General features: G+C 55.2%; 16 protein-coding genes. 7 read left to right on the top strand and 9 right to left on the bottom strand.

What is annotated here, in order from left to right:
- Positions 1 to 138 precede the first annotated feature (138 nt).
- Genes Q8W24_RS10370 through Q8W24_RS10360 form a run of 3 tightly spaced genes read left to right on the top strand, consistent with a single transcriptional unit; the run spans position 139 to position 5485 of the window.
- Complete coding sequence (locus Q8W24_RS10370) at positions 139 to 837, top strand: TetR/AcrR family transcriptional regulator (protein WP_305414002.1); 699 nt, start codon at positions 139 to 141, stop codon at positions 835 to 837.
- A 10-nt stretch (positions 838 to 847) separates the two neighbouring features.
- Entirely contained in the window at positions 848 to 2293 is a 1446-nt protein-coding gene (locus Q8W24_RS10365; RefSeq protein WP_305475232.1) for an efflux RND transporter periplasmic adaptor subunit, read from the top strand.
- A 3-nt stretch (positions 2294 to 2296) separates the two neighbouring features.
- Complete coding sequence (locus Q8W24_RS10360) at positions 2297 to 5485, top strand: efflux RND transporter permease subunit (protein WP_305475231.1); 3189 nt, start codon at positions 2297 to 2299, stop codon at positions 5483 to 5485.
- 49 nt (positions 5486 to 5534) lie between these two features.
- Here the strand turns inward: Q8W24_RS10360 and Q8W24_RS10355 are convergent, their stop codons facing one another.
- The gene (locus Q8W24_RS10355) at positions 5535 to 6167 is read right to left on the bottom strand and encodes a YigZ family protein (RefSeq protein ID WP_303431869.1); all 633 of its coding nucleotides are present in this window, start codon (positions 6165 to 6167) and stop codon (positions 5535 to 5537) included.
- A gap of 264 nt (positions 6168 to 6431) precedes the next feature.
- Positions 6432 to 7574 carry a porin gene (locus tag Q8W24_RS10350; RefSeq protein ID WP_303431868.1) on the bottom strand — a complete coding sequence of 381 codons (1143 nt, stop codon included), beginning with the start codon at positions 7572 to 7574 and terminating at the stop codon, positions 6432 to 6434.
- Positions 7575 to 7705: 131 nt separating this feature from the next.
- Between Q8W24_RS10350 and modA the strand changes: the two genes are divergently transcribed.
- Positions 7706 to 8533 (top strand): molybdate ABC transporter substrate-binding protein, encoded by an 828-nt coding sequence (gene modA, locus Q8W24_RS10345; RefSeq protein WP_305475230.1) that lies wholly within the window; start codon positions 7706 to 7708, stop codon positions 8531 to 8533.
- Positions 8534 to 8612: 79 nt separating this feature from the next.
- Here modA and Q8W24_RS10340 read toward each other — a convergent pair whose 3' ends face one another.
- Both Q8W24_RS10340 and Q8W24_RS10335 read right to left on the bottom strand, forming a co-directional pair.
- A complete protein-coding gene (locus tag Q8W24_RS10340) occupies positions 8613 to 9485 on the bottom strand; it encodes a TOBE domain-containing protein (RefSeq protein WP_305475229.1) in 873 nt (290 codons plus the stop codon).
- 139 nt (positions 9486 to 9624) lie between these two features.
- Positions 9625 to 10356, bottom strand: coding sequence for a division plane positioning ATPase MipZ (locus Q8W24_RS10335; RefSeq protein ID WP_305413992.1), 732 nt, complete (start codon positions 10354 to 10356; stop codon positions 9625 to 9627).
- 164 nt (positions 10357 to 10520) lie between these two features.
- On the opposite strand from Q8W24_RS10335, the gene Q8W24_RS10330 reads away from it, so the two are divergent.
- From Q8W24_RS10330 to Q8W24_RS10320, 3 genes are all read left to right on the top strand, one after another.
- Positions 10521 to 11339 carry a TatD family hydrolase gene (locus Q8W24_RS10330; RefSeq protein WP_305475227.1) on the top strand — a complete coding sequence of 273 codons (819 nt, stop codon included), beginning with the start codon at positions 10521 to 10523 and terminating at the stop codon, positions 11337 to 11339.
- 279 nt (positions 11340 to 11618) lie between these two features.
- Complete coding sequence (locus Q8W24_RS10325) at positions 11619 to 11945, top strand: hypothetical protein (RefSeq protein WP_303431863.1); 327 nt, start codon at positions 11619 to 11621, stop codon at positions 11943 to 11945.
- A 57-nt stretch (positions 11946 to 12002) separates the two neighbouring features.
- A complete protein-coding gene (locus Q8W24_RS10320) occupies positions 12003 to 13202 on the top strand; it encodes a sodium:proton antiporter (RefSeq protein WP_303431862.1) in 1200 nt (399 codons plus the stop codon).
- A 39-nt stretch (positions 13203 to 13241) separates the two neighbouring features.
- Here Q8W24_RS10320 and Q8W24_RS10315 read toward each other — a convergent pair whose 3' ends face one another.
- The 5 genes from Q8W24_RS10315 to carB all read right to left on the bottom strand — a co-directional run bounded on the left by Q8W24_RS10315 (position 13242) and on the right by carB (position 21788).
- A complete protein-coding gene (locus Q8W24_RS10315) occupies positions 13242 to 14495 on the bottom strand; it encodes a glycosyltransferase family 4 protein (RefSeq protein ID WP_303431861.1) in 1254 nt (417 codons plus the stop codon).
- 119 nt (positions 14496 to 14614) lie between these two features.
- Positions 14615 to 16270, bottom strand: a complete 1656-nt coding sequence (locus Q8W24_RS10310) for a glycerol-3-phosphate dehydrogenase/oxidase (protein ID WP_303431860.1) — start codon at positions 16268 to 16270, stop codon at positions 14615 to 14617.
- Between the two features lie 28 nt (positions 16271 to 16298).
- Positions 16299 to 17789: a glycerol kinase GlpK gene (glpK, locus tag Q8W24_RS10305; protein ID WP_305475226.1), complete on the bottom strand. Its 1491-nt coding sequence runs from the start codon at positions 17787 to 17789 to the stop codon at positions 16299 to 16301.
- A gap of 275 nt (positions 17790 to 18064) precedes the next feature.
- On the bottom strand, positions 18065 to 18541 hold the full coding sequence (gene greA, locus Q8W24_RS10300; protein ID WP_303431858.1) for a transcription elongation factor GreA: 477 nt from the start codon (positions 18539 to 18541) through the stop codon (positions 18065 to 18067).
- 25 nt (positions 18542 to 18566) lie between these two features.
- Positions 18567 to 21788 (bottom strand): carbamoyl-phosphate synthase large subunit, encoded by a 3222-nt coding sequence (gene carB / locus Q8W24_RS10295; RefSeq protein ID WP_305475224.1) that lies wholly within the window; start codon positions 21786 to 21788, stop codon positions 18567 to 18569.
- Positions 21789 to 21804: the final 16 nt, after the last annotated feature.

Below are 21804 nucleotides of genomic sequence, written 5' to 3'. Positions count from 1 at the left end.
ATGCCAGCGACCCTAGGATAACAACACCAGCACAGACACAGACAGTCCCTGCGCTGGCGATCCGCATGTACAGCTTGCCTTTCTTCTCTTTCCGCTATAATTTAACTAATCAACTGATCAGCTATATGGATAATGGCCATGTCCAGGCGCGGACGATCTATCGACCCCGAAAAACAGCAACGAACCCGGCTGGCGTTAAAAAATGCCGCTCGTGTCTTGCTGGAAAATCGTTCTTATCACTCACTGACAATCCGCGATATTGCCACTCAGGCCGACACTCAGTCGGCTATGGTGAGTTATTATTTTGGTGGCAAGGATGGCTTGTTCCGCGCGCTGATCGACGACAGCAGTGTTATGCGCCAAGAACAAGTAGATACCCTGATTGCCACGTTACCGGCCGATCCGGCTGCAGCCTTGCATCATCTGGTCTCTGGTCTGCTCGAGCTGATGTGCCTGGAGCCATGGCTGATCCGACTGGTTCAGGACGATATTTTTAATCAGGATTCGCAACTGCGAGAGCACTTCATGCAGCACATACCCATGAAGCTGGGCGCCAACCTGAAGCAGCTGCTGGCACAGCTGCAACAGCAGGGTCTGCTACGAGCGGATCTGGATATCGCCTGGGCAACCACCAACCTGATCAGCCTGATCATCTTCCCGATTGTGGCAGAACCGGTATTCAGCCAGACGACCGGCGTCGATCGCCAGACCCTGCATTCGGCGAGCTGGAAAGACCATATCTCCCGCTTGCTGCTGTCCGGTTTTGCCACTGACGCCACCCAACTTCCGGCCAGCCAACCGGACTCACCATCCTGTTCCAGCCCGGTATCACTGTGAGGATCTGCCCATGCCATCGATCTGGTTAAAGCGTCCATTTATACTGCCCATCATGGCGCTATCGGGAGTCGCTGCGCTGGTGATTGGCGCACAACTGAAACAGCCACCGCAGCAGGACAGCCACCAACGGCCCGGTGTCGCCGCTCACGTGATGGTGGCACATGCCGCTCCCATAATCCCTCGGGTAGTCGGCCATGGCGTGGTACACCCCACGGTACAATTATCTCTGGTTGCAGAGGTCGCTGGGCGGATTGTCTGGCGCCATCCTCAATTGGATCATGGCGCGCTGCTGGATGCCGGTACCGAACTGTTACGACTGGACGCTACCGACTACCAGCTGGCGGCCCGTCAGGCACAAGCCAATATTGCCTCGGCAAACGCCCAGATCGCACAACTGGAAATCAACGCCAGCAGCCTGCAGCACAGCCAGACATTAATGGAGCAGCGCCTGGCATCAACACGCAAGGAGCTGTTGCGCAAACAGGCCTTGTTGCAACAGGGTGCATTGCCTCAATCCCAGCTGGATGCGGAACAGCGCGCCGTCTTGCAAGCAGAGCAGGAGCTGGTCTCGTTACAGCAACAACTGGCTGTTTTGCCCGCCCAGCGTGATGTGCTTCTGGCGCAACAACAGATTGCCAACAGCCAGGCCCAGCAACAGCAACGCAATATCGATCGTACGACACTGGTGTTGCCAGTCGCCGCCCGGATTGCCAATACCGCACCGGAAGTCGGACAGTTTGCAGCCGTTGGCCAACCCTTGATCGAGGCCCAGGGCATTGATTCGGTAGACATTGAGGCCCGCTTTACGCTCAGTCAGCTGCGACCATTTATGCAGACTCTGGCCCGGCAAGCGGAAAACCACCCCGAACCACTTGTTGCAGGAACCGATCCAGCCTCCGTATCAACACCGGCATCTGTACCGGCATCAACACCGACAACCCAGGCCATCAACCGGTTAATTACTCAGGGGCAGCTGTCGGCACAAGTCGAATTGCCGATACTGGATGACAGCGGTACGCCACAGGTCTGGCAAGGTCAGGTAGTGACGTTTCGGGAAGGTATCGACCCACAAACCCGTACACTGGCCATTCTGGTACGTATCCCCAACCCATATCGCGATGTAGTGCCCGGGCAGCGACCGCCCTTGATTACCGGATTAAACGCCCGTGTCACGCTGCAGGCCCACGAGGTCGAAGCGATTGCCATTCCCTCTACCGCTATCCATGCCTTCAGTAATGAACAAGGCAGTGACAACAGCACCGTGGTGTATCTGCTGGATGATCAGCAGCGCCTGCAGGTTCAGGCCGTCACGCCGCTGATGAGCATGGCGAACCAGACGCTGCTGGCCGCTGATTCCTTGCCGCCACACAGTCAGGTAATTTTGTCCGATGTGGTACCAGCGGTGGCAGGGACCTTGATTACTCCGGTGGCCACAGGCGCGGCAGAGGGACACTGAATCATGGCGACACCTTCCTCTTCCGGCAGCCAAACAGCCAATATCAGCACAGCCAACACCTCCAGGTCGGTCAATTCACTGACCGGATTTTTTGCGCATCACCCAACCGCAGCCAACCTGCTGATGGCCGGTTTTCTGATTCTGGGGTTAATCAGTCTGCCGCAATTACAACGCCAGACGTTTCCCGATACCCAGGCCTACGAAATCCGCGTCACAGTGCCATATCCGGGGGCGACTCCGGACGACGTTGAGTCCGGTATCTGCCTCCCGTTAGAGGACGCGATGGACAGCATTGCCTACGCTGAAGAAATCCGTTGCGATGCTCGCGATAACGTCGGCCAAATGACGTTAAAAATGCAAAGTCAGGGGGATTTTGACGATTTTCTTGATGATATTCGCGCTGCGGTTGACGGGATCAGCAATTTCCCGGACGACGCTGAAACCGCCACCATTCTGGAATTGGGCCGGACATCTCCCGTCGTCACCGTAGCACTGAGCGCCGACTTGCCCACCACTCAACTCAAGGATCTGGCCAAACAGATTCAAAGCCGAATGCAGCAAGACGCGGCGATTCCACTGGTCACCCTGGAGGGTTTCAGCGAACGCCAGCTACGCGTCAGTATTCGCACCGACACCTTGCGCCGTTACCAGCTCAGTCTGGACCAGCTGGCCGCAATCCTGCAAAAACAGAATCTCGATCTCCCCCTCGGGACCTTTGTTGCCCAGCCCACTGCCAGCACAGACTCGGCAAACCATTATGCGCGGGAATACAGCTTGCGCCTCAACGACCAGCAAACCGACGTTCAGGCACTGGGCAATCTGGTTATCATCAGTAACCCGGATGGGGCTGAAATCCGTCTGCGCGATCTGGCGACCATCACCGACACCTTTGAAGACAACGATCATCAAGTGATTTTTGATGGCCAGCGGGCGGCTCTGTTGCGAGTCGCCAAAAACAGTACCGATGACAGCCTGCGGGTGCTCGACGCCGTCGAAGCCTTTATCGACCGTGAAACCCCCTACTTGCCTGCTGGCAGCCACTTTGTGCTAACCCAGAACTTCACCGATATTGTCAAGGACCGGCTGTCGATGCTGATCAACAATGCCTGGCAAGGATTACTGCTGGTTTTTCTGACGCTGATGCTGTTTTTTGGTTTCCGCTATACCTTCTGGGTAGTGATGGGCCTGCCGGTAAGTTTTCTCGCCAGTTTTTTTCTGATGCTGCAGTTTGGCATATCAATCAATATGATGAGCATGGTGGCATTATTGCTGGCGCTGGGCATTCTGATGGACGATGCCATCGTTATTGCCGAAAGCATCGCCGAGCAACGCCAGCGTGGTCTGACGCCACTGGATGCCGTTGTAACCGGCACCCGGCGCGTCGCCCGAGGCGTCTTGTCATCCTTCCTGACCACCGTCATGGTGTTTGGTGCACTGATAGGACTCGAAGGCCAACTGGGACAGGTATTTCGCGTTGTGCCCATTGTGCTGATTGTGGTGCTCAGCATCAGCCTGATTGAAGCCTTCCTGATTTTGCCACATCACCTGCGTCATACCATGGAACATGAAGCCGGTTCAGGCAGTGGTGCCCAGGGTAACTTTCAAAAACAGGTTAACCGCCGCTTTGAACAGTGGAAACACGCACTTGGCTCACAACTCGAAATCGCCATTCGTTACCGTTACCTGACGGTTGGTATCACCATCGCCGTATTTTTGCTGTGCATCAGCATGCTGGTATCCGGCGCCCTCAAGTTTAATGCCCTGCCAGAAATGGACGGCGATGTACTTGAAGCCCGTGTGATTCTTGCCGCCGGGACACCGCTAGCCCAGACAATGGCAACCATGACAGAAGTGGAAGCAGCATTGCAGCGAGCGGTGCACACGCTGGACCAGCAAGAATCATCAACTCTGATACGCCACACTAACATCCGTTATAGCCAAAATGCCGACGCCTTTGAACAAGGCCCGCATCTGGCTACGCTCTCAGTGGATTTACTCACCGCCGAAGCTCGCCATACCAGTCTGGATACCCTCACTGAACACTGGCAAGCCGAGTTGCCGGCCCTGCCGCAACAAGTAACCCTGTCGATCACCGAGCCGGCTCTTGGCCCGGCTGGGCGCGCCATCGAACTTCGTCTCAGCGGGGTTGACCGCAACAGCCTGCAGCAGGCTTCACGGCAATTGCAGTACTGGCTGGCCCAGTATCACGGCGTCTTTAATGTGTTTGATGACTCACGACCGGGCAAGCCGGAGCTTATGATCCAGCTGAAACCCGAAGCCAGAGCCCTGGGGCTGGACGGGCACACCATTGCCAGCCAGTTGCGCACAGCCTACTCCGGCCTGGAGGTCACCTCCCTGTATCGCGGTGGCGATGAGCTGCAGGTCGTTGTGCAACTGGATAACCGCCACGATACCCTGGCCGACCTGGCGGACTACCCGCTGGTCAACCCCGCCACTGGGCAGATTATTCCCCTCGCCAGCGTAGCGACACTCAGCCAGCAACGGCATATCTCCCGTATTCACCGCATCAACCACCAGCCGACCATCACCCTGTTTGCATCACTCAACAAGCTCAAGGCCAATACCGGTGAAGTCGTGAACGATACCTTGCAGCACATGCTGCCTCAGCTGCAGGCAGAATATCCCGGCCTGCAGCTGTCTGTTCAGGGTGAGCTGCAACGCAGTGCCGTTACCCAGGACTCCCTCAAAACGGGATTATTGCTGGGACTGTGCGGCGTTTTTATTCTGTTGAGTCTGCAGTTTCGCAGCTATATCGAACCTCTGATCGTGATGGTCTCGATTCCCATGGCGCTGATTGGTGTCATCATCGGGCACCTGCTGATGGGGCATGACCTGTCGATGCCAAGTATGGTGGGGTTTGTCTCACTGGCGGGGATTGTGGTGAACAACGCCATTTTACTGGTCGAATTTGTCAAGCAACACGTCCGGGACGGCATGGATTTGCACGCCGCCGCCCGACAAGCCAGCCAGGATCGGTTACGCGCCATTCTGCTAACCACCAGCACCACCGTTGCCGGAACACTGCCACTGTTGTTCGAAACCAGCCTGCAGGCCCAGGTACTGATTCCACTGATTATCAGTGTGACTTTCGGCTTGCTGATTGCCACCTTTCTGGTGCTGGTGCTTTTACCCTGCCTGTATACGATTCTGGAGGATATACGGACTCGCTAGAAACCCATTCAGGGTATACGCCTCGAAGACAGTCAGCTGCTATGAATGCTTATTCATTCTCATTCTGGATAGGCTCAACCACCCTGACCGCGCCGCCACTCTGATTGGTCAAAGCCATTACAAACGCCTCCCGGTCACTATCGGCGACCAGCAGTGCCATACAGACCCGAGCCTGAAAGTCGCAATGCTCAATGGTAGTGCTGTATTGATCCAGCAAATGCCTGACAACGGCTTCCATTGGGTAGTCGTATTCCAGCGTCAGGCGGGTTTGCGGTACCCGTTGCTCGGTTGCCAGTGCTTCCAGCCCCTGCAACACGGCCTCTGAATAAGCCCGCTGCAGCCCACCGGTACCCAGCTTGATGCCGCCAAAATACCGCACGACAGCAACAACAATTTCTCCCAGGCCACTGTGTTGCAAGACTTTCAGCATTGGACGGCCAGCGGTACCGCTCGGCTCACCGTCATCACTCATCGACATCACGGTGGTATCCGGTGCTCCGGCGATATAGGCCCAACACACATGACGCGCCTGGGGGTGCAATTGACGCACCGAGCGGATAAACGCCTCCGCTGCGGCCCGGTCACTGGCTTGCCCGACAAAGGTTATAAACTGGCTGCGCTTGATTTCCAGCTCAGAGATATGGGGCGTTGGGGTAACAGGGACAGCATATACGGAGGTCATAACAGAACTTATAGGCAAGGAAAACGAGGAAATTCTGACGCCTAATGGCGTCAGTGTCGACGAGCAAGTCGCTGTTTCCTCAAGGGGACATATATTTAATCCGGTGCTCACTCTGGGCTACCGCCGTCCAGTGCGGTGTTGACGAATTTGAAAAGGACTCGTCATTTCGCTGCATTCGTCGCCTTGCCCTGAACAACGGCAACACTCGCGCAGAGCCGTGCAGGATTAAGTAGATGTCCCCTCAAGTATTGCCCGTTCCAGAGCCTAGAACGACAGCATCAACCCGGCAGAGACTGCTTGTGGCGACCGGCCTGGCAAGGTGGCCAGCTCATCACCGTGGGTACCGTCAACCCCCTGGAAGCTGGCATTATCTTCGTTATTGGTGCGGGTATAAACGGCGTAGGTTTTGATTTTTTTGGACAGTTTGCGTTCGACACCCAGCGATAACATCAAGGCACCTGTATCTTCGCTATGACGATAGCTGCCTGCTTTCATGACACTGCCAAGCCAGGTCAGCTGGCCGGATTTCCAGGCGCTCTGCAGTGCCCAGGCCTGACGGTCGAGAACGGTGACGCTGTGATCGTCGGGCTGGTAACGCAGGTTTTCCATCAAGCCTTGCAGGGTCCATTGCTCGCTCCGATAACGCGCCAGAAAACGCCAGCTGTCCGAGTCACCACTGGCCGAACCAATCGCCAGCTGCTGCCAGTGCTCCGTCGCGGCGGCCAGGGTCCAGTGCGCAGACGACCAGTCTGCCCGAGCACCCAGGTAGAGCCGCTGATTGTTATCGACGTAGCCAGATGACTTCACCGCATCCGGTGAATACTGCACCGCCAGTTTCATCAAACCACTCGCCAGCGGTGCCTGCCAGCGTCCCATCAGCATGTTTTCGACCCGCAGGTCCAGCACATTGCCCGTACCGGAACCGGCCCCCAGGATGGCCCCCCGATCAGCAACCGTATGCTTGAGCAGGCTGTAATCCAGCGCAATGCCCTTTACCAGGCTGTCGTGACGGCCTGCAAGCAACTCGCCCTTGCGTTTTTTATCCTCAGACCAACGCAGCCCCAGGTAAGTATTACGTGTCGCCCAGGTATTACTGCTGCTGCCATCCGGGGTAAGGTTCTGTTCAATCTGATAAAAGCCCGTCAGCCCATCGAGCTCGGTGGCTATTTCGCCTTTCAGGCCAATTTTTGAAGAGTTGAACGACAGGCTGACATCCCCCGACGACAGTTTGTCAGTATTGCTGGCAGAGGCTTCAGCCGCGGATACATCGGAATCGAGATAATCCAGCGAGGCATGCAGACTGCCATAAAAATTAATGGAAGGATCTTTGGATGCCATCGCCGTTACAGTCCATGTGGTACCAAGCAACATAACGCCGGCGGTGAAATACTGGCTTTTTTTCTTCATTTTACATCGTCCTGAATGTCAATTAGTGAGGGTAGAGCGATTTGCAGGCCGGTTTTTCCGGTTGCCTCATTCGCTATATAAGCTAATATACAGCGGACTTAATAACCACATTTTTTATAGGGGTATTTGGCATGATTGCTAAACGGACAGCTTTTTCAACACTCCTCAAGCCGGGTAATGCCCAGCCTGAGAGCCACCCGCAGCGGGCTTGGATCATCCGCCGCTCCGCCCTGATGCTGGCCCTGACGCTGGGGCTGTCGACCGTGCAGGCCGACACGGTATCGGTGGCGGTGGCAGCCAACTTCACAGCACCCATGAAGCAAATCGCGGCAGATTTTGAGAAAAAGACTGGCCATGTCACCCAGTTGTCATTCGGTTCATCCGGCAAGTTTGTGGCGCAAATCAAGAATGGTGCGCCTTTTGAGGTGTTTTTGTCCGCCGACCAGCAAAAACCGGTTGTACTGGAAAAAGCCGGTATCAGCGTTGCGAACAGCCGCTTCAGTTATGCACTTGGACGTTTGGCGCTGTGGACCATAAAACCGGATACCGACCCCTTCGCCACCCTGCACAGTGGCAAGTTCAACAAACTGGCAATCGCCAATCCACGCCTGGCGCCGTATGGACTGGCAGCCACCCAGGTGCTTGAAGAACAAGGCCTGACCCAGAAAGTCAAAAGCAAATTGGTGCAAGGGGATAACATTGCCCAGACGTGGCAATTTGCCAGCACAGGCAATGCCGATCTCGGCTTTGTCGCGCTGTCGCAGATCAGTTACAAAGGCAACATAAAGGAAGGAAAGGCATGGGTCGTACCGCTCAAGCAACACGACCCGATTCGCCAGGATGCAGTGCTGCTGCAGAAAGGCGCAAACAACCAGGCAGCAAAAGAGTTATTGCAGTATCTGCAATCCGAGCCGGCCCATGTGATTATTCGCCAATACGGCTATGAGATTCCGCAATAAAGCCCGGCAATAACAGGTACCGACACAACCAGCACAGACCAACCTCGGCAACCGGCTTGCCGAGGCCAGCCACCGGCTTTCAGACATCGACCACCAGCACGACGCTGCTGGCTTCAAACAACGCACAAGCTGGTTGTTGTTGCTGCAATGCCAGTGCGTCGAGGCTGTGATTGGAAATCACCGCGCTGATGGTTTTGCCATCCGCCAAGGCCAGCACCACATCGGCATTGACTGCGCCTCGGGTAATGCGGGCCACGGTGCCCACCAACTTGTTACTGGTACTGAGTTGAATATCCAGGTCATTCGACAACATCACTGCCGGAGCCTTGATCAAGGCCACCAGCGTTTGGCCCGGGGTAATCTCCAGGCTACTGAAACTTTCGGCGGTAATTTGCGCCGTCACCAGATGATCTGAGGTAATCCGCAGCAAGACATCGCTGTTGACAGCACCAGGAACCACCGCTTCCACGACGCCCCGAAACTGGTTACGGGCACTGGTTTTTAACTGCCCGGCTCGTAGCAAGTCGCTGATATCGTCAGTGACATCCTCCAGCGACTGAACCCGCTGACGTATACGCTGCAAGAAGATTTCGTGTGCTTCCTGCAAGATCAAAAAACCGGCTAATATGCGTTCGCCATAATCGGTCAATACCGTACCGCCCCCTCGCGCTCCCCCGGCCGCTCGTGCCACCAGAGGCTGATCAGCCATATTGTTCATGGTATCAATACGATCCCAGGCGGTTTTATAACTGACACCCACCTGTTTGCCCGCAGCCGAAATGGAACCGGTATCGGCAATGGCCTGCAACAGCTCGACCTGTTCACGGGCAAAGGGACGTTCCTGCCCCTGCATCCAGATGCTGCCCTGCAAGGACGCCGGCTCCAGCGGATTTGCCACAGCGCTCACTGGCTGATCGGAGGTTTTATCAGAAGATTGATCGGGGGATTTCATAGGCGGGATACTATCGGGTAAGGGATTACACGTTATGCAAGACAGTAACATCCGGCGAAGCCATCACCAGAGTCAGCATGCGGGACAGAAGGATGTCCCGCTGCAATCAAATCGCTCGGTCCGAGCGTTTGATAATGTCTTACTCTGAAATGGGCACGGCGTTGGAATTGGTTACATTCGCAAACACGGTATCAAACTCGGCATACGCCTTGCGCATCCAGACCTTGGTGCGCTGACGTTCCATCAGGCTCAGGCTGGCACCGGAGGCATCGCTCTGGTTCACAGCGGCCCAGAAGGACATTTCACGCTTGTTGATCTTGAACATGGTGGGGGCATGCAAGGCTGGCAAGGTCATGCTGAGAATACGCGCCAGATCATCCTCTTCGTTCAGGGCTGGCAGTGCTTCCACATCACGGAATACCGTTCCCCGGCCTTCATTCTTGACCACCACACAGTTCATGTAGTACTTGTACTTATCGAGAAATTTTTCCAGCAACTCCAGAGAATCCGGGCTATCGTCCACCACATTCCAGAAGACGATTGGAATATTCATCTCTTCACACATATCCAGCACGCCGTTATCGTCAATCCAGCGATCCAGAAAACGCTGGCTCTGGGCGGGCAAATCCACCACGACCTGTTGATCGGCTTCCAGCGCACACTCCATGATGGCATCGGTACTTTCAAACTGATCCAGCGTCAGAGCCTGAGTAAATTCCTTGTAATAACGAGTTGTCGTGGCGTGTGACTGGTCGGCATCCAGACCGGCGTAATGCAGCCCCTTGTCCAGACAATATTGAGATAATAAACGGGCAACGACGGATTTTCCGACACCGCCTTTCTCGCCACCGACAAAGTGAATCATGCTCATGATGAGTTCCTTACAAAAAATGGGTCAGAGCTAACATTTATACCACAGTCGGGCTGTCACACAGCAGACTGGCCATCCGGTTGGCCACATTTCTATAATGTCGCCTTCATTCCTTGATCTGCCCCGGCGACTCCCGGTTGCAGTCAGTCTAACCGGACGAATCCATGAGCAAGAAAAACCGCCGCGCTGTGCCCGAATATCACCGCCCGATTATCGAAACACATTTTCATCTCGACTACCTCAAAGAGGCACCGGCAGACACTATTCTGGCGGAAGCCCGCGCCATTGGGGTTGAACGTTTTATGACAATCAGCGTTCAGCCCGACAATATGCCAACGGCTCTGGCACTGGCGCTGGCCCACGATGATGTCTACGCCACTCTGGGGGTTCACCCTCACGAAGCCGCCTTGTTTGATGACGCCACCGTCGCCTATATGCGTGACCACGCAGCCAATCACAAAGTGGTTGCCGTTGGCGAAATTGGCCTGGACTATTACTACGACCACTGTGACCGCAGCGTGCAACGCCAGGTATTTTGCCATCAGCTGGAACTGGCGATCGAGTTCGACCAACCCGTTGTTATCCATACACGGGAAGCCGATGCCGACAGCATGGCCATTCTGCAGGAGTACGCCCCGCAGATGCGCCGCAAAGGCGTGATTCACAGCTTCACCTCCGGGCTTGAGCTGGGCCAGCTGGCAGTGGAGCTGGGTTTTAATCTCGGCATCAATGGCATTGTCACTTTTAACAAGGCGGTTAATGTTCGCGAAGTGGTCGCCGCCACCCCACTTGAGCGGCTGCTGCTCGAAACCGATTCGCCTTATCTGACTCCCATGCCGTACCGAGGAATCGAGAACGCTCCCAAATATCTGCCTTTCGTTGCCGAAAAAATTGCCGACGTCAAAGGCCTGCCTGTCGAAACCGTGCTGGAGCAAACCTGGCAGAATGCCATGGCGACGTTCTTTCCAGTAGAATTGAGCTAACCCTCTGCCCAAGTAATAAACTGACCCAGCAAATATCTGCGGGTCAGTCTTGTCGAGCCGTCGCTATTGGCACATGATAACCAACGGCGACTCCAACTATCTATCCCGACGACAGAGTGGCCGCTGGCATACGTTTCCATCGTGTGGCTGACAGCGTTGTTTTATCAATAGCGCGGTATAAACCTGACAGTCACTCCACAATCCCATCATGAAGACATTGAACTGTGGTGCACCCTCTGGCACTCTGGTTCGTTAATTGCCCACGTGCAAGAGCTAGACATGAAACGACCCACCAAAAAGGAAATACGCCAGCAGCTGAACGACGAGGTTGAACAGTATCTGCAAAAAGGCGGAGAGGTCAGCGAAGTGGTTCGCGGAGCGACGGGACTACAAAACGGGCGCTATGACGAACGCAGCATGGCTTTCGAAAAACCCAAAGAAGAACGCACTCCGGTACCCGAGGTCATGCAGGCCATCGACCAGCGCCGGGATTCCCAGCGCAAGCCTGGCCGGTCAGTAACCGCCACCAGCCAACCCCGTCGACGATTACGTAAAAAGATCATTTACGATGATTTTGGCGAACCATTACGTATTATCTGGGAATAACGGCCTTACTCCCCAACGTCCCGGATTCCAGTCTCTTCACGGATAGCCAGCAGAACCATGAGTAACCATTCACTGCTACTGACTCTGGCAGCTACCCTGCTGTTCTACAGTGCCTTTTCAAAACGCATCGACCAATCCGGTATCAGCGCTCCAATGCTGGTCACCCTGATGGGGATTATCGTCGGACCACAACTGCTCGACTGGGTGCCCGCCGATATCCAGGCCAACGAACTGACCATGCTGGCGGAGTTGACGCTGGCCCTGATTCTGTTTACCGATGCCAGCCAGATCAAGCGTGCCCAGCTGGTGCGTTTCGAAATATTGCCGATTCGCCTGCTGGCTGTCGGTTTGCCACTCACCATGCTGGCGGGCTGGCTACTGGCGGTTCCTGTGCTGGAGTTGGCCTGGCTGCCTGCCGCCTGGCTGGCAATTATGTTATCCCCTACCGATGCCGCGCTGGCGCAAGCCATTTTTTCCGACAAACGTATCAGCTTGCCGTTACGCCATACCATCACCGTTGAGAGTGGCCTGAACGACGGCCTGGCGTTACCAGTGCTGCTGTTTGTACTGGCGGTAATGAACGCAGGAGATTACGCCTTTCTCGACTCGATGCAGTGGCCGGTATTTGTCACACAGCAGTTTGTGGTCGGCGTATTGGCAGGGATTGTCGTTGGCCGCTGGGGAGGCCGACTGGTGCAATGGGCCGTCGATGCCCATGAAATGATGCCGCTGTTCCAGCGCCTGTCATCTTTGTCTCTGGCATTTCTGGCTTACTCTGGTGCAGAGTCTCTCGGCGGTAATGGGTTTATTGCCGCGTTTATTGCCGGATTGTTTCTGGAGCCGCAACGGATAACCGTCATGAGCCGTTTGCGCGAATTTGGCAAGGCCGAAGGAGAAATGCTGAGCCTGCTGATGTTTTTCCTCTTCGGGCTGATTTTTGTCGCCGAAGCCTGGCCGTTGTTCAGTTGGCCAATGTTGGTATACGCGCTGTTAAGCCTGACTCTGGTGCGGATGATTCCGGTGCTGATTTCGCTGACAGGCAGTGGCTTGTCGTTTGGGCAACGGGTGTTTCTTGCCTGGTTTGGGCCCAGGGGCATCGCCAGTATTCTGTATCTGATGCTGGCGATCCAGCAAATGGGGTATGCCAACCGTATTGCCGCTTACGAAACGGTGTTTGGTACCACGGTGCTGACGGTGCTGCTGAGTATTTTTATTCATGGCATTTCCACCCATGTCTGGAAACGCTGGCCGGGCTAGCAATCCCTGCTCAACCGGTGGCTTGCCCACACAATGGCATCACAGCAACCGGTTTTTGGCCTCGATCCACTGCGACATATAACGGGTGCTTTTCAGGGTATGGTGCCGCAGCATGGCGCCGTAAAAGCCACTCAATCGATGCGCTTCCAGATTGGCTTCCAGCGTTTGCAGGCAAGCCAGCCAGCGCGGTGCATGTTCCGCAAAGGCGAAGCGTTCGGGAGCTAATTGTAATGCCGCCGTGGCACAAGCGTCCCACAAGCTGTCGTTCTGATACAGCCTGACCGCCGAGGTCACAAACGCCGTAGCAGACTCCGCCACCAGCACCCCCTGAGTACCTGGTGTTAACCCGCAGCCACCTTCACACTCGTACATGCCTTCAGCACCTACCGGAGTAGTCACTGCGGGGGTACCGGTAATGGCAGCATCCAGTAATTTGCCTTTAAGTCCGGCTCCAAACCGCAACGGTGCCAGCATTACACCGGCGGAACGCACCACTTCCAGTGCATCGTTTGCCCAGCCGGGCACATAAAAACCCAGTTTCTCATTCTGCAAACTGGTGGCTTTTTTGGGAGGATAAGCACCATACACATGCATTTCGGCCTGTGGTAACTGCTGACGAATCCCGGGCCAAATGGCTTCTCTGAGCCAGCGCACGGCATCCCAGTTGGGCTCGTGACGAAAGTTGCCGATACAGACAAAGTGCTGCCGCTGACTCCGTCGGGTAATGGGCTGCTGCCACTGCTCTGGCGACAACATAAACGGCAGGTAAATCAGCTGGGCCGCCGGTATCTGGAACTGCTGTTGCAGCCAGCGATATTCATATTCCGAGATCACCAACGTCTGGTCACAGCGTAAAATAGCCGCCACTTCCCGTATCGCCAGTTCGGAATAAACATGTTTCAGCCCCGGCTCAACGCCTTCTTTCAAAGCCTGGTGCCGGGCATGCCGCAAGCTGTGTACATCTTCCATATCCAGCACCCGCAGCGCGTTCGGGCAGTTTTCCTCGACCCGCCAGCCAAACTGTTCTTCCATCATAAAGCGGTCGAACATCACCAGGTCCGGCTGCAGCCCGGCGATATAGTGATCAAAGGTTGTGCTGTTAAGCTCCAGTCGGATGGCTTCAACGTTATAGTCTGCCAATGCCACGGCATGCTGGCTCCAATCGGCGGGAGATCCAAACACGATTTGGTAGCCCCCCGATTGCAACGCCGCCACCAGCTGCAACATCCGGCTACCGGCGGCCGATGACGCAGGTTCTGGCCAGACGTAGCCGATAATCAGAGCGGTTTTCATAAAGCATTCCCATAACAAGAAACCATCAACGATCCACCATAAAACGCGGCAGTATAGGCAGCCAATGGCTGGATTGACACAACCAGCGGGCATAACCGATGAACCGGATTACTGGCTATCTAACGGTCGTTGGTTGCCGCTGTTGTTGTCGCCAGATAGTTCTCCAGCTGTCGTTCTCCATCACTGCCAAACAACAGTTGACTGATCCGTGCCAAGGCCGGTGACTGTGCCAGCGCCGCTTTGCCCAGAGTCAGCTCCAGCATGGTACGGCGACGCAGAAAGTCTTCCAGCCGGGTGACCATTTCCAACCGCGCTGCCAGACGCACTTCTGCCTCGCGCACATCGTCACCATCCAGCATGGGCTGCAGCCATTCCGGATGGTCAGCCACATCCACCAGTAACTCAAAGGCATCGGTGCCGTAACGTCGCCACCAGCGTTGTGGCAGGGTCTCCCGACCGTGTTCACACCAGTGCTGATCCAATCCCTGTGCGGTGGCCTGATGCCAGAAACCTTCCCGGCGGCGCTCGTCCGGTTCTCCAAACCAACGATCCGACAGCGGTTGCAGTGATATGCCTAACGCGCACAGTCGCTCATGAATTTCTTCGCCGACGTTAATACAGTCGGTCAGCTTGCCACCAAAAATACTGAGGTAGCTGGGATCTGCGCTGTGATCAATTGCATGTTTGCGTGACAGGTTCAGCCAGTCGTTATCCCCACGGTCGTCTTGCTGACTTTCCGGGGAATCAGGGGCCGGACCAACCACCACCAGCGGCCGGACCCCGCAGCGTTCAGAGATGACATCAGCGATTGTCAGAGGCTGAGGCAGGTTCAAGCGTTGATTGACGTTATCCAGCACAAACTGGCGATCCGAATCAGTGACCACCGCCTCAGGCCGCTTAACCCGGGTATCCGTAGTACCCAGGCAGGTCTTGTTGCCCATGGGAATCATAAAAAACAGTCGTCCATCGCTGGCAAAAAATGCCAGTACCCGGTCTTCTTCCACCAACCGGGGAACAATCAAATGAATGCCTTTGGAATACACATGATGATGATTCATCGATTGCTGACTGTGCTGGTTATAATCATCCACCCACGGTCCTGTTGCATTCAACAATACACGGGAGCGAACCCGTGTTTTCTCGCCGCGGTACTGATCAACAGCCCAGGTGTGCCATTCGTCACCCACTTTTTGCGAGCCTGCAGAAGCCGTATAGTTGGCCACCACGGCCCCTTGTCGAACGGCTGTTCGAATAAAATCAAATGTCAGGCGAGCGTCGTTATCCACCAGCCAGGCGTCGGAATATTCCAACCCACCTTGAGCAATATCGGTGTTGATCAGTGGCTGACGTTGCTGCAAACGCCGTCGGGACAGGTATTCCGGCTTTAATGTGACACCGCGTCCAAACCCCCAGTACAACAAGGCACCCAGATATACCATCCAGGCCGGTTTGCGGAATCCTTTGGGTACTGTTGTCAGAAAGCGGATTTCCCGAATACGGCTGGGAAATCGCTGCATCAGGCGATTGCGACTGCGGCACAGTTCGTTCACCAGCGCCACTTCACCACTTTCCAGATATTTGATCCCGCCCCATACCAGGTTGGAGCTGTTGGCACTGGTGGCACTGCCAACGTCATGGGCATCAATCAGTGCCACCCGCGCACCATGGCTGGCCAAGGCCGCTGCGGATACAGCACCGTTAATGCCACCACCAACGATCAGTACATCAAAGCACTCACCATCCAGTTGTTTCAGAGTATCTTGTCGCAGGGTCACACGTTTTTCCTTATTGGCAGCAGGGCATTTATTCCAGCACCACACGCTGCACGGCTTTTTGCCAGCCAGCCAGCAGGGCCGTTCGCTGTGGCTCGCTCATGGTGGGTGTAAAGGTCGCGGTGCATTGCCACAAACGGGTAAATTCGTGGGTATCACCGTAGAGGCCGACAGCGCGTCCCGCCAGATACGCCGCTCCCAACGCGGTGGTTTCCAGCAGCGCCGGACGCAAGACTTCGGTATCCAGTACGTCGGCAAGAAATTGCAGCAACCAGTTGTTTGCCACCATACCGCCATCCACCCGCAATGACGTTGGCCGAATGCCTTCTTCTGCCATCACCGCAAACAGGTCGGCGGTCTGGTAACACACGGCTTCCAGTGCCGCCCGGGCCAGTTCGGCCTTGCCGGCCCCACGGGTCAGGCCAACAATGGCGGCACGGGCATCACTACGCCAGTAAGGTACACCTAACCCGGTAAATGCGGGCACCAGGTAAACGCCTTTGTTGCTGTCCAGTGCGCTGGCCAATCGTTCGGTATCGGACGCCCGTTCGATAATACCCAGTTCATCTCGCAGCCATTGCACCGTTGCTCCGGCAACAAAAATGGCTCCTTCCAACGCATAGGTACGCTGGCCATCCAGCTGCAAGGCAACCGTGGTCAGTAATCCATGACTGGAGCTCAGGGGTTGGGTACCGGTATTCAGCAGCACAAAACACCCAGTGCCGTAGGTGCTTTTGACTTGCCCCGGTTCAAAGCAACACTGGCCGACACTGGCGGCCTGCTGATCACCGGCCACACCGGTAATGGCAATGTCTTCAGCACCGGTAAAACACGCCAAGGCGGTGCCAAAATCGCCAGAGCAATCCTGTACCTGTGGCAGCATCGCCGCGGGAATACGAAACAGCTCGAGCAGTTCTTGATCCCACTCACCCCGATGAATATTAAACAGATTGGTACGGCTGGCGTTGGTGGCATCGGTTACGTGCCGCTGGCCACCGGTCAGCTTCCAGATCAGGTAACTGTCGACCGTCCCGAACAGCAGTTCACCGCGTTCGGCCCGTGCCCGGGCACCTTCCACATGATCCAGAATCCAGGCGGCCTTGGTGGCCGAAAAATAGGGGTCAAGGCGTAGGCCAGACCGCGCCTGAACGTATTCATCCCCGACCTCTGTCCGCAACTGATCACACAGCCGGGCGGTACGACGGTCTTGCCAGACAATGGCCGGATAAACCGCTTTACCACTGTGCCTGTCCCATACCAGGGTGGTTTCGCGCTGGTTGGTCATACCGATTGCGGCGACCTGGCAGCCTTGTTCTCTGGCAGCGGCCAGCGCTTGCTGTACCACCGCACAGGTACTCTGCCAAAGATCATCAGGATTGTGCTCAACCCAGCCATCATCCGGATAATGCTGGGGAAATTCCTGCTGTGCCGTGGCAAGGGTTTGCAACTGCTGGTCAAAGACAATGGCCCGCGTACTGGTGGTGCCCTGATCGATGGCAAGAATACCTAAACGGTTGCCCATGTCATTCTCCCGTAACACCTTATTATATTGATCATCTGACCATACCAGTCGCTGTCACCAGGATACAGCCTGAGTCCGCCGAACCGTGGCATAAAATCGGCTCAAAAATATAACAAGTATTTGATTTATAAAGATAATTCAAGAATCAGCCGCACTTGATACGAAGCGACACAAGCGGACACTCCCGGTACCAACCCACCTCTGGCGATGCAACAGCCAGATACAAAAACGCCTCCCGAAGGAGGCGATTAGGTGGTGCGGCAATCACTGACAGATCAGATATGTTCAACCTGATCAATTTCATATTCCACAGTACCACTTGGAATCTTGACGACAACGGTGTCGCCTTCTTCCTTGCCAATCAACGCACGCGCTATCGGCGATGACACCGAAATACGGTTGGCTTTGATATCGGCTTCGTCATCACCAACAATTTTGTATTTCACTTCTTCATCGGTATCGACGTTAATAATGGTAACGGTCACACCAAACAGCACCTTGCCGGTACGAGGAATGGAGTGAATATCGATCACCTGGCAATTGGATAGCTTGCCTTCAATTTCCTGAATCCGGCCTTCAATAAAACCCTGCTGCTCACGGGCTGCGTGATACTCGGCATTCTCTTTGAGATCGCCGTGTTCACGGGCATCCGCAATCGCCTGGATAACGGTCGGACGATCAACACTTTTCAGGCGTTGCAACTCATCGCGCAATGCCTTTTCCCCTTCTAGGGTCATAGGAAACTTCTGCATTTGCATTGACTCCTGATAACTTGGTTTATTGGCCGATGCTGGCATGCAGATCTTGCAGACGATGAACGTCTTTCAGACCTTCTGAACGCAGCGCTTCCACAATCGCTTCAGCACCTGCCAGTGTGGTGGTGTAATACACCTTGTGTTGCAATGCGCTGCGACGAATATCTGCTGAATCTGCAATAGCCTGGGCACCGTCTGTGGTATTGACGATCAGGTCGATGCCATCGTTCTTGATGGTGTCGACAATGTGCGGCCGGCCCTGGGTCACCTTGTTGATACGACTGGATGGCACTCCGGCCTCTTCCAGTACCCGTCGGGTACCGTCGGTACAGACCAGTTCAAAGCCGCATTCCACCAGCCCACGAGCAACCGCCACCAGACCGGCCTTGTCAGCTTCACGAACCGACAGGAAAGCAGTGCCACCTTCTGGCAAGTCTGCTCCGGCTCCCAGCTGAGCCTTGAAGAAGGCTTCGCCAAAAGTGGTGCCCGCTCCCATGACTTCGCCGGTCGACTTCATTTCTGGCCCAAGAATCGGGTCAACACCCTGGAACTTGTTGAACGGGAATACGGCTTCCTTGACGGAGAAATACGGTGGAATAATTTCTTCCGTAAAGCCCAGTTCCGCCAATGTCCGCCCCATCATGACCTTGGCAGCAACAGCGGCCAGCGATACACCGATACACTTGGAGACAAAAGGCACGGTACGTGATGCGCGAGGGTTCACCTCAATCACGTAGATTTCACCATCCTGCCAGGCCAACTGGGTATTCATCAGACCGACAACTCCCAGTTCCAGCGCCATGGCTTTCACTTGTTCGCGCATCAGGTCTTGCACTTCAGCCGACAAGCTGTAAGGCGGCAGTGAGCAGGCGGAATCCCCGGAGTGAATCCCGGCCTGTTCAATGTGTTGCATGATGGCACCAATCACGACCTGTTCGCCGTCACAAACGGCGTCAATGTCCACTTCAATGGCGCGATCCAGGAAGTAATCCAGCAGTACAGGGGAATCGTTGGAAACCCGTACTGCTTCGTTCATATAGCGGCGCAGGGATTTTTCGTTACTGACGATTTCCATCGCACGACCACCCAGAACATAGGATGGGCGCACAACCAACGGGTAACCGATTTCGGCGGCACGGGTGACAGCTTCTTCCGGAGAAGTCACGGTGGCGTTAACCGGCTGTTTGAGACCCAGACGCTGGATCATTTGCTGGAAGCGCTCGCGGTCTTCTGCACGGTCAATGGCTTCCGGCGAGGTACCAATCACCGGCACACCACAGGCTTCCAGTTCGTTGGCCAGTTTCAATGGCGTTTGGCCACCGTACTGGACAATGACACCCTTGGGTTTTTCTTTCTCGACGATTTCCAGCACATCTTCCAGGGTTACCGGTTCAAAGTACAAACGGTCAGACGTGTCGTAGTCGGTCGATACGGTTTCCGGGTTACAGTTGACCATGATGGCCTCGTACCCTTCTTCCTTCGCTGCCAGCGCCGCGTGTACGCAGCAGTAGTCAAACTCGATCCCTTGGCCAATCCGGTTAGGCCCGCCACCGAGTACAATAATTTTGTCACGATCGGTCGGATTCGCTTCGCACTCTTCCTCGTAGGTCGAGTACATGTAAGCGGTATCGGTCGAAAATTCAGCCGCACAGGTATCAACCCGCTTGTAAACCGGGCGAATATTCAATTTCTGGCGATGCTTGCGGAAGGCTTTTTCAGAAATGCCCAACAAGGTTGCCAGGCGTTGATCAGAAAAGCCTTTGCGTTTCAGGCGATAGACAGCGCTGGCATCCAATGCCGTCAGGCTGCTGGCAGAAACGGTGGCTTCGTCCTTGATCAGGTCTTCTATCTGTATCAGGAACCAGGGATCGATTCCGGAATACTGGTAAATCTCATCAATGGTCAACCCCATGCGGAAAGCATCACCTACGTACCAGATACGTTCGGCACCCGGCGTGACCAGTTCGGAGATCACTTTGTCGCGAGCTCCTTCGTCTGCCGGGTTTACCTTGGGATCCAGGCCGGATGCACCAACTTCGAGACCACGCAGGGCTTTTTGCAAGGATTCCTGCTGGGTACGGCCAATCGCCATCACTTCACCCACGGACTTCATCTGGGTGGTCAGACGGCCATCGGCCTGAGGGAATTTTTCAAAGGTAAAACGGGGGATCTTGGTAACCACATAATCAATCGACGGCTCGAACGATGCCGGGGTTGCACCACCGGTAATATCATTCTGCAATTCGTCCAGGGTGTAGCCAATCGCCAACTTGGCTGCCACCTTGGCAATCGGGAAACCGGTTGCCTTGGACGCCAGTGCCGAAGACCGGGATACCCGTGGGTTCATCTCGATCACGACCATACGACCGGTTTTTGGATCCATACCAAACTGCACGTTGGAACCGCCAGTTTCAACGCCGATCTCACGCAGTACCGCCAACGAGGCGTCACGCATGATTTGATATTCTTTGTCCGTCAGGGTTTGTGCCGGTGCCACAGTAATGGAGTCACCAGTGTGAACCCCCATGGCATCAAAGTTCTCGATGGCACACACAATAATACAGTTGTCGTTTTTGTCGCGCACGACTTCCATCTCGTACTCTTTCCAGCCAATCAGTGATTCATCGATCAACAGTTCGCTGGTTGGCGACAAGTCCAGACCACGGGTACAGATTTCTTCAAATTCTTCCTTGTTATAGGCGATACCGCCACCGGTGCCACCCATGGTAAAGGAAGGACGGATAATACAAGGGAAACCCAGTGATTGTTGTACTTCACGGGCTTCTTCCATGGTGTGGGCAATGCCCGCACGTGGACACGCCAGACCAATCTTTTTCATCGCCTGGTCAAAGCGATCACGGTCTTCTGCCTTGTCGATGGTATCGGCATTGGCACCGATCATTTCCACGCCGAACTGTTCCAGAACGCCGGCTTTTTCCAGGCCGAGGGCACAGTTCAAGGCGGTTTGACCACCCATGGTCGGCAACAACGCATCCGGGCGTTCTTTCTCGATAATTTTGGCCACCGCTTCCACGGTGATCGGTTCGATATAGGTCGCATCCGCCATCGATGGATCGGTCATGATGGTGGCGGGGTTTGAGTTGACCAGAATGACGCGGTAGCCCTCCTCGCGCAAGGCCTTACAGGCCTGGGCGCCGGAGTAGTCGAATTCGCACGCCTGGCCAATCACAATGGGGCCAGCGCCGATGATCAGAATGCTGTTGATATCAGTACGTTTTGGCATTACTCAGTCAGTCCTG

This window comes from Oceanobacter sp. 4_MG-2023 (genome assembly GCF_030689165.1).
In the GTDB taxonomy this organism is placed as follows: domain Bacteria; phylum Pseudomonadota; class Gammaproteobacteria; order Pseudomonadales; family Oceanobacteraceae; genus Oceanobacter.
The sequence above is the reverse complement of the archived record's forward strand: the minus strand, read 5'-3'. Positions and strand labels throughout refer to the sequence as shown.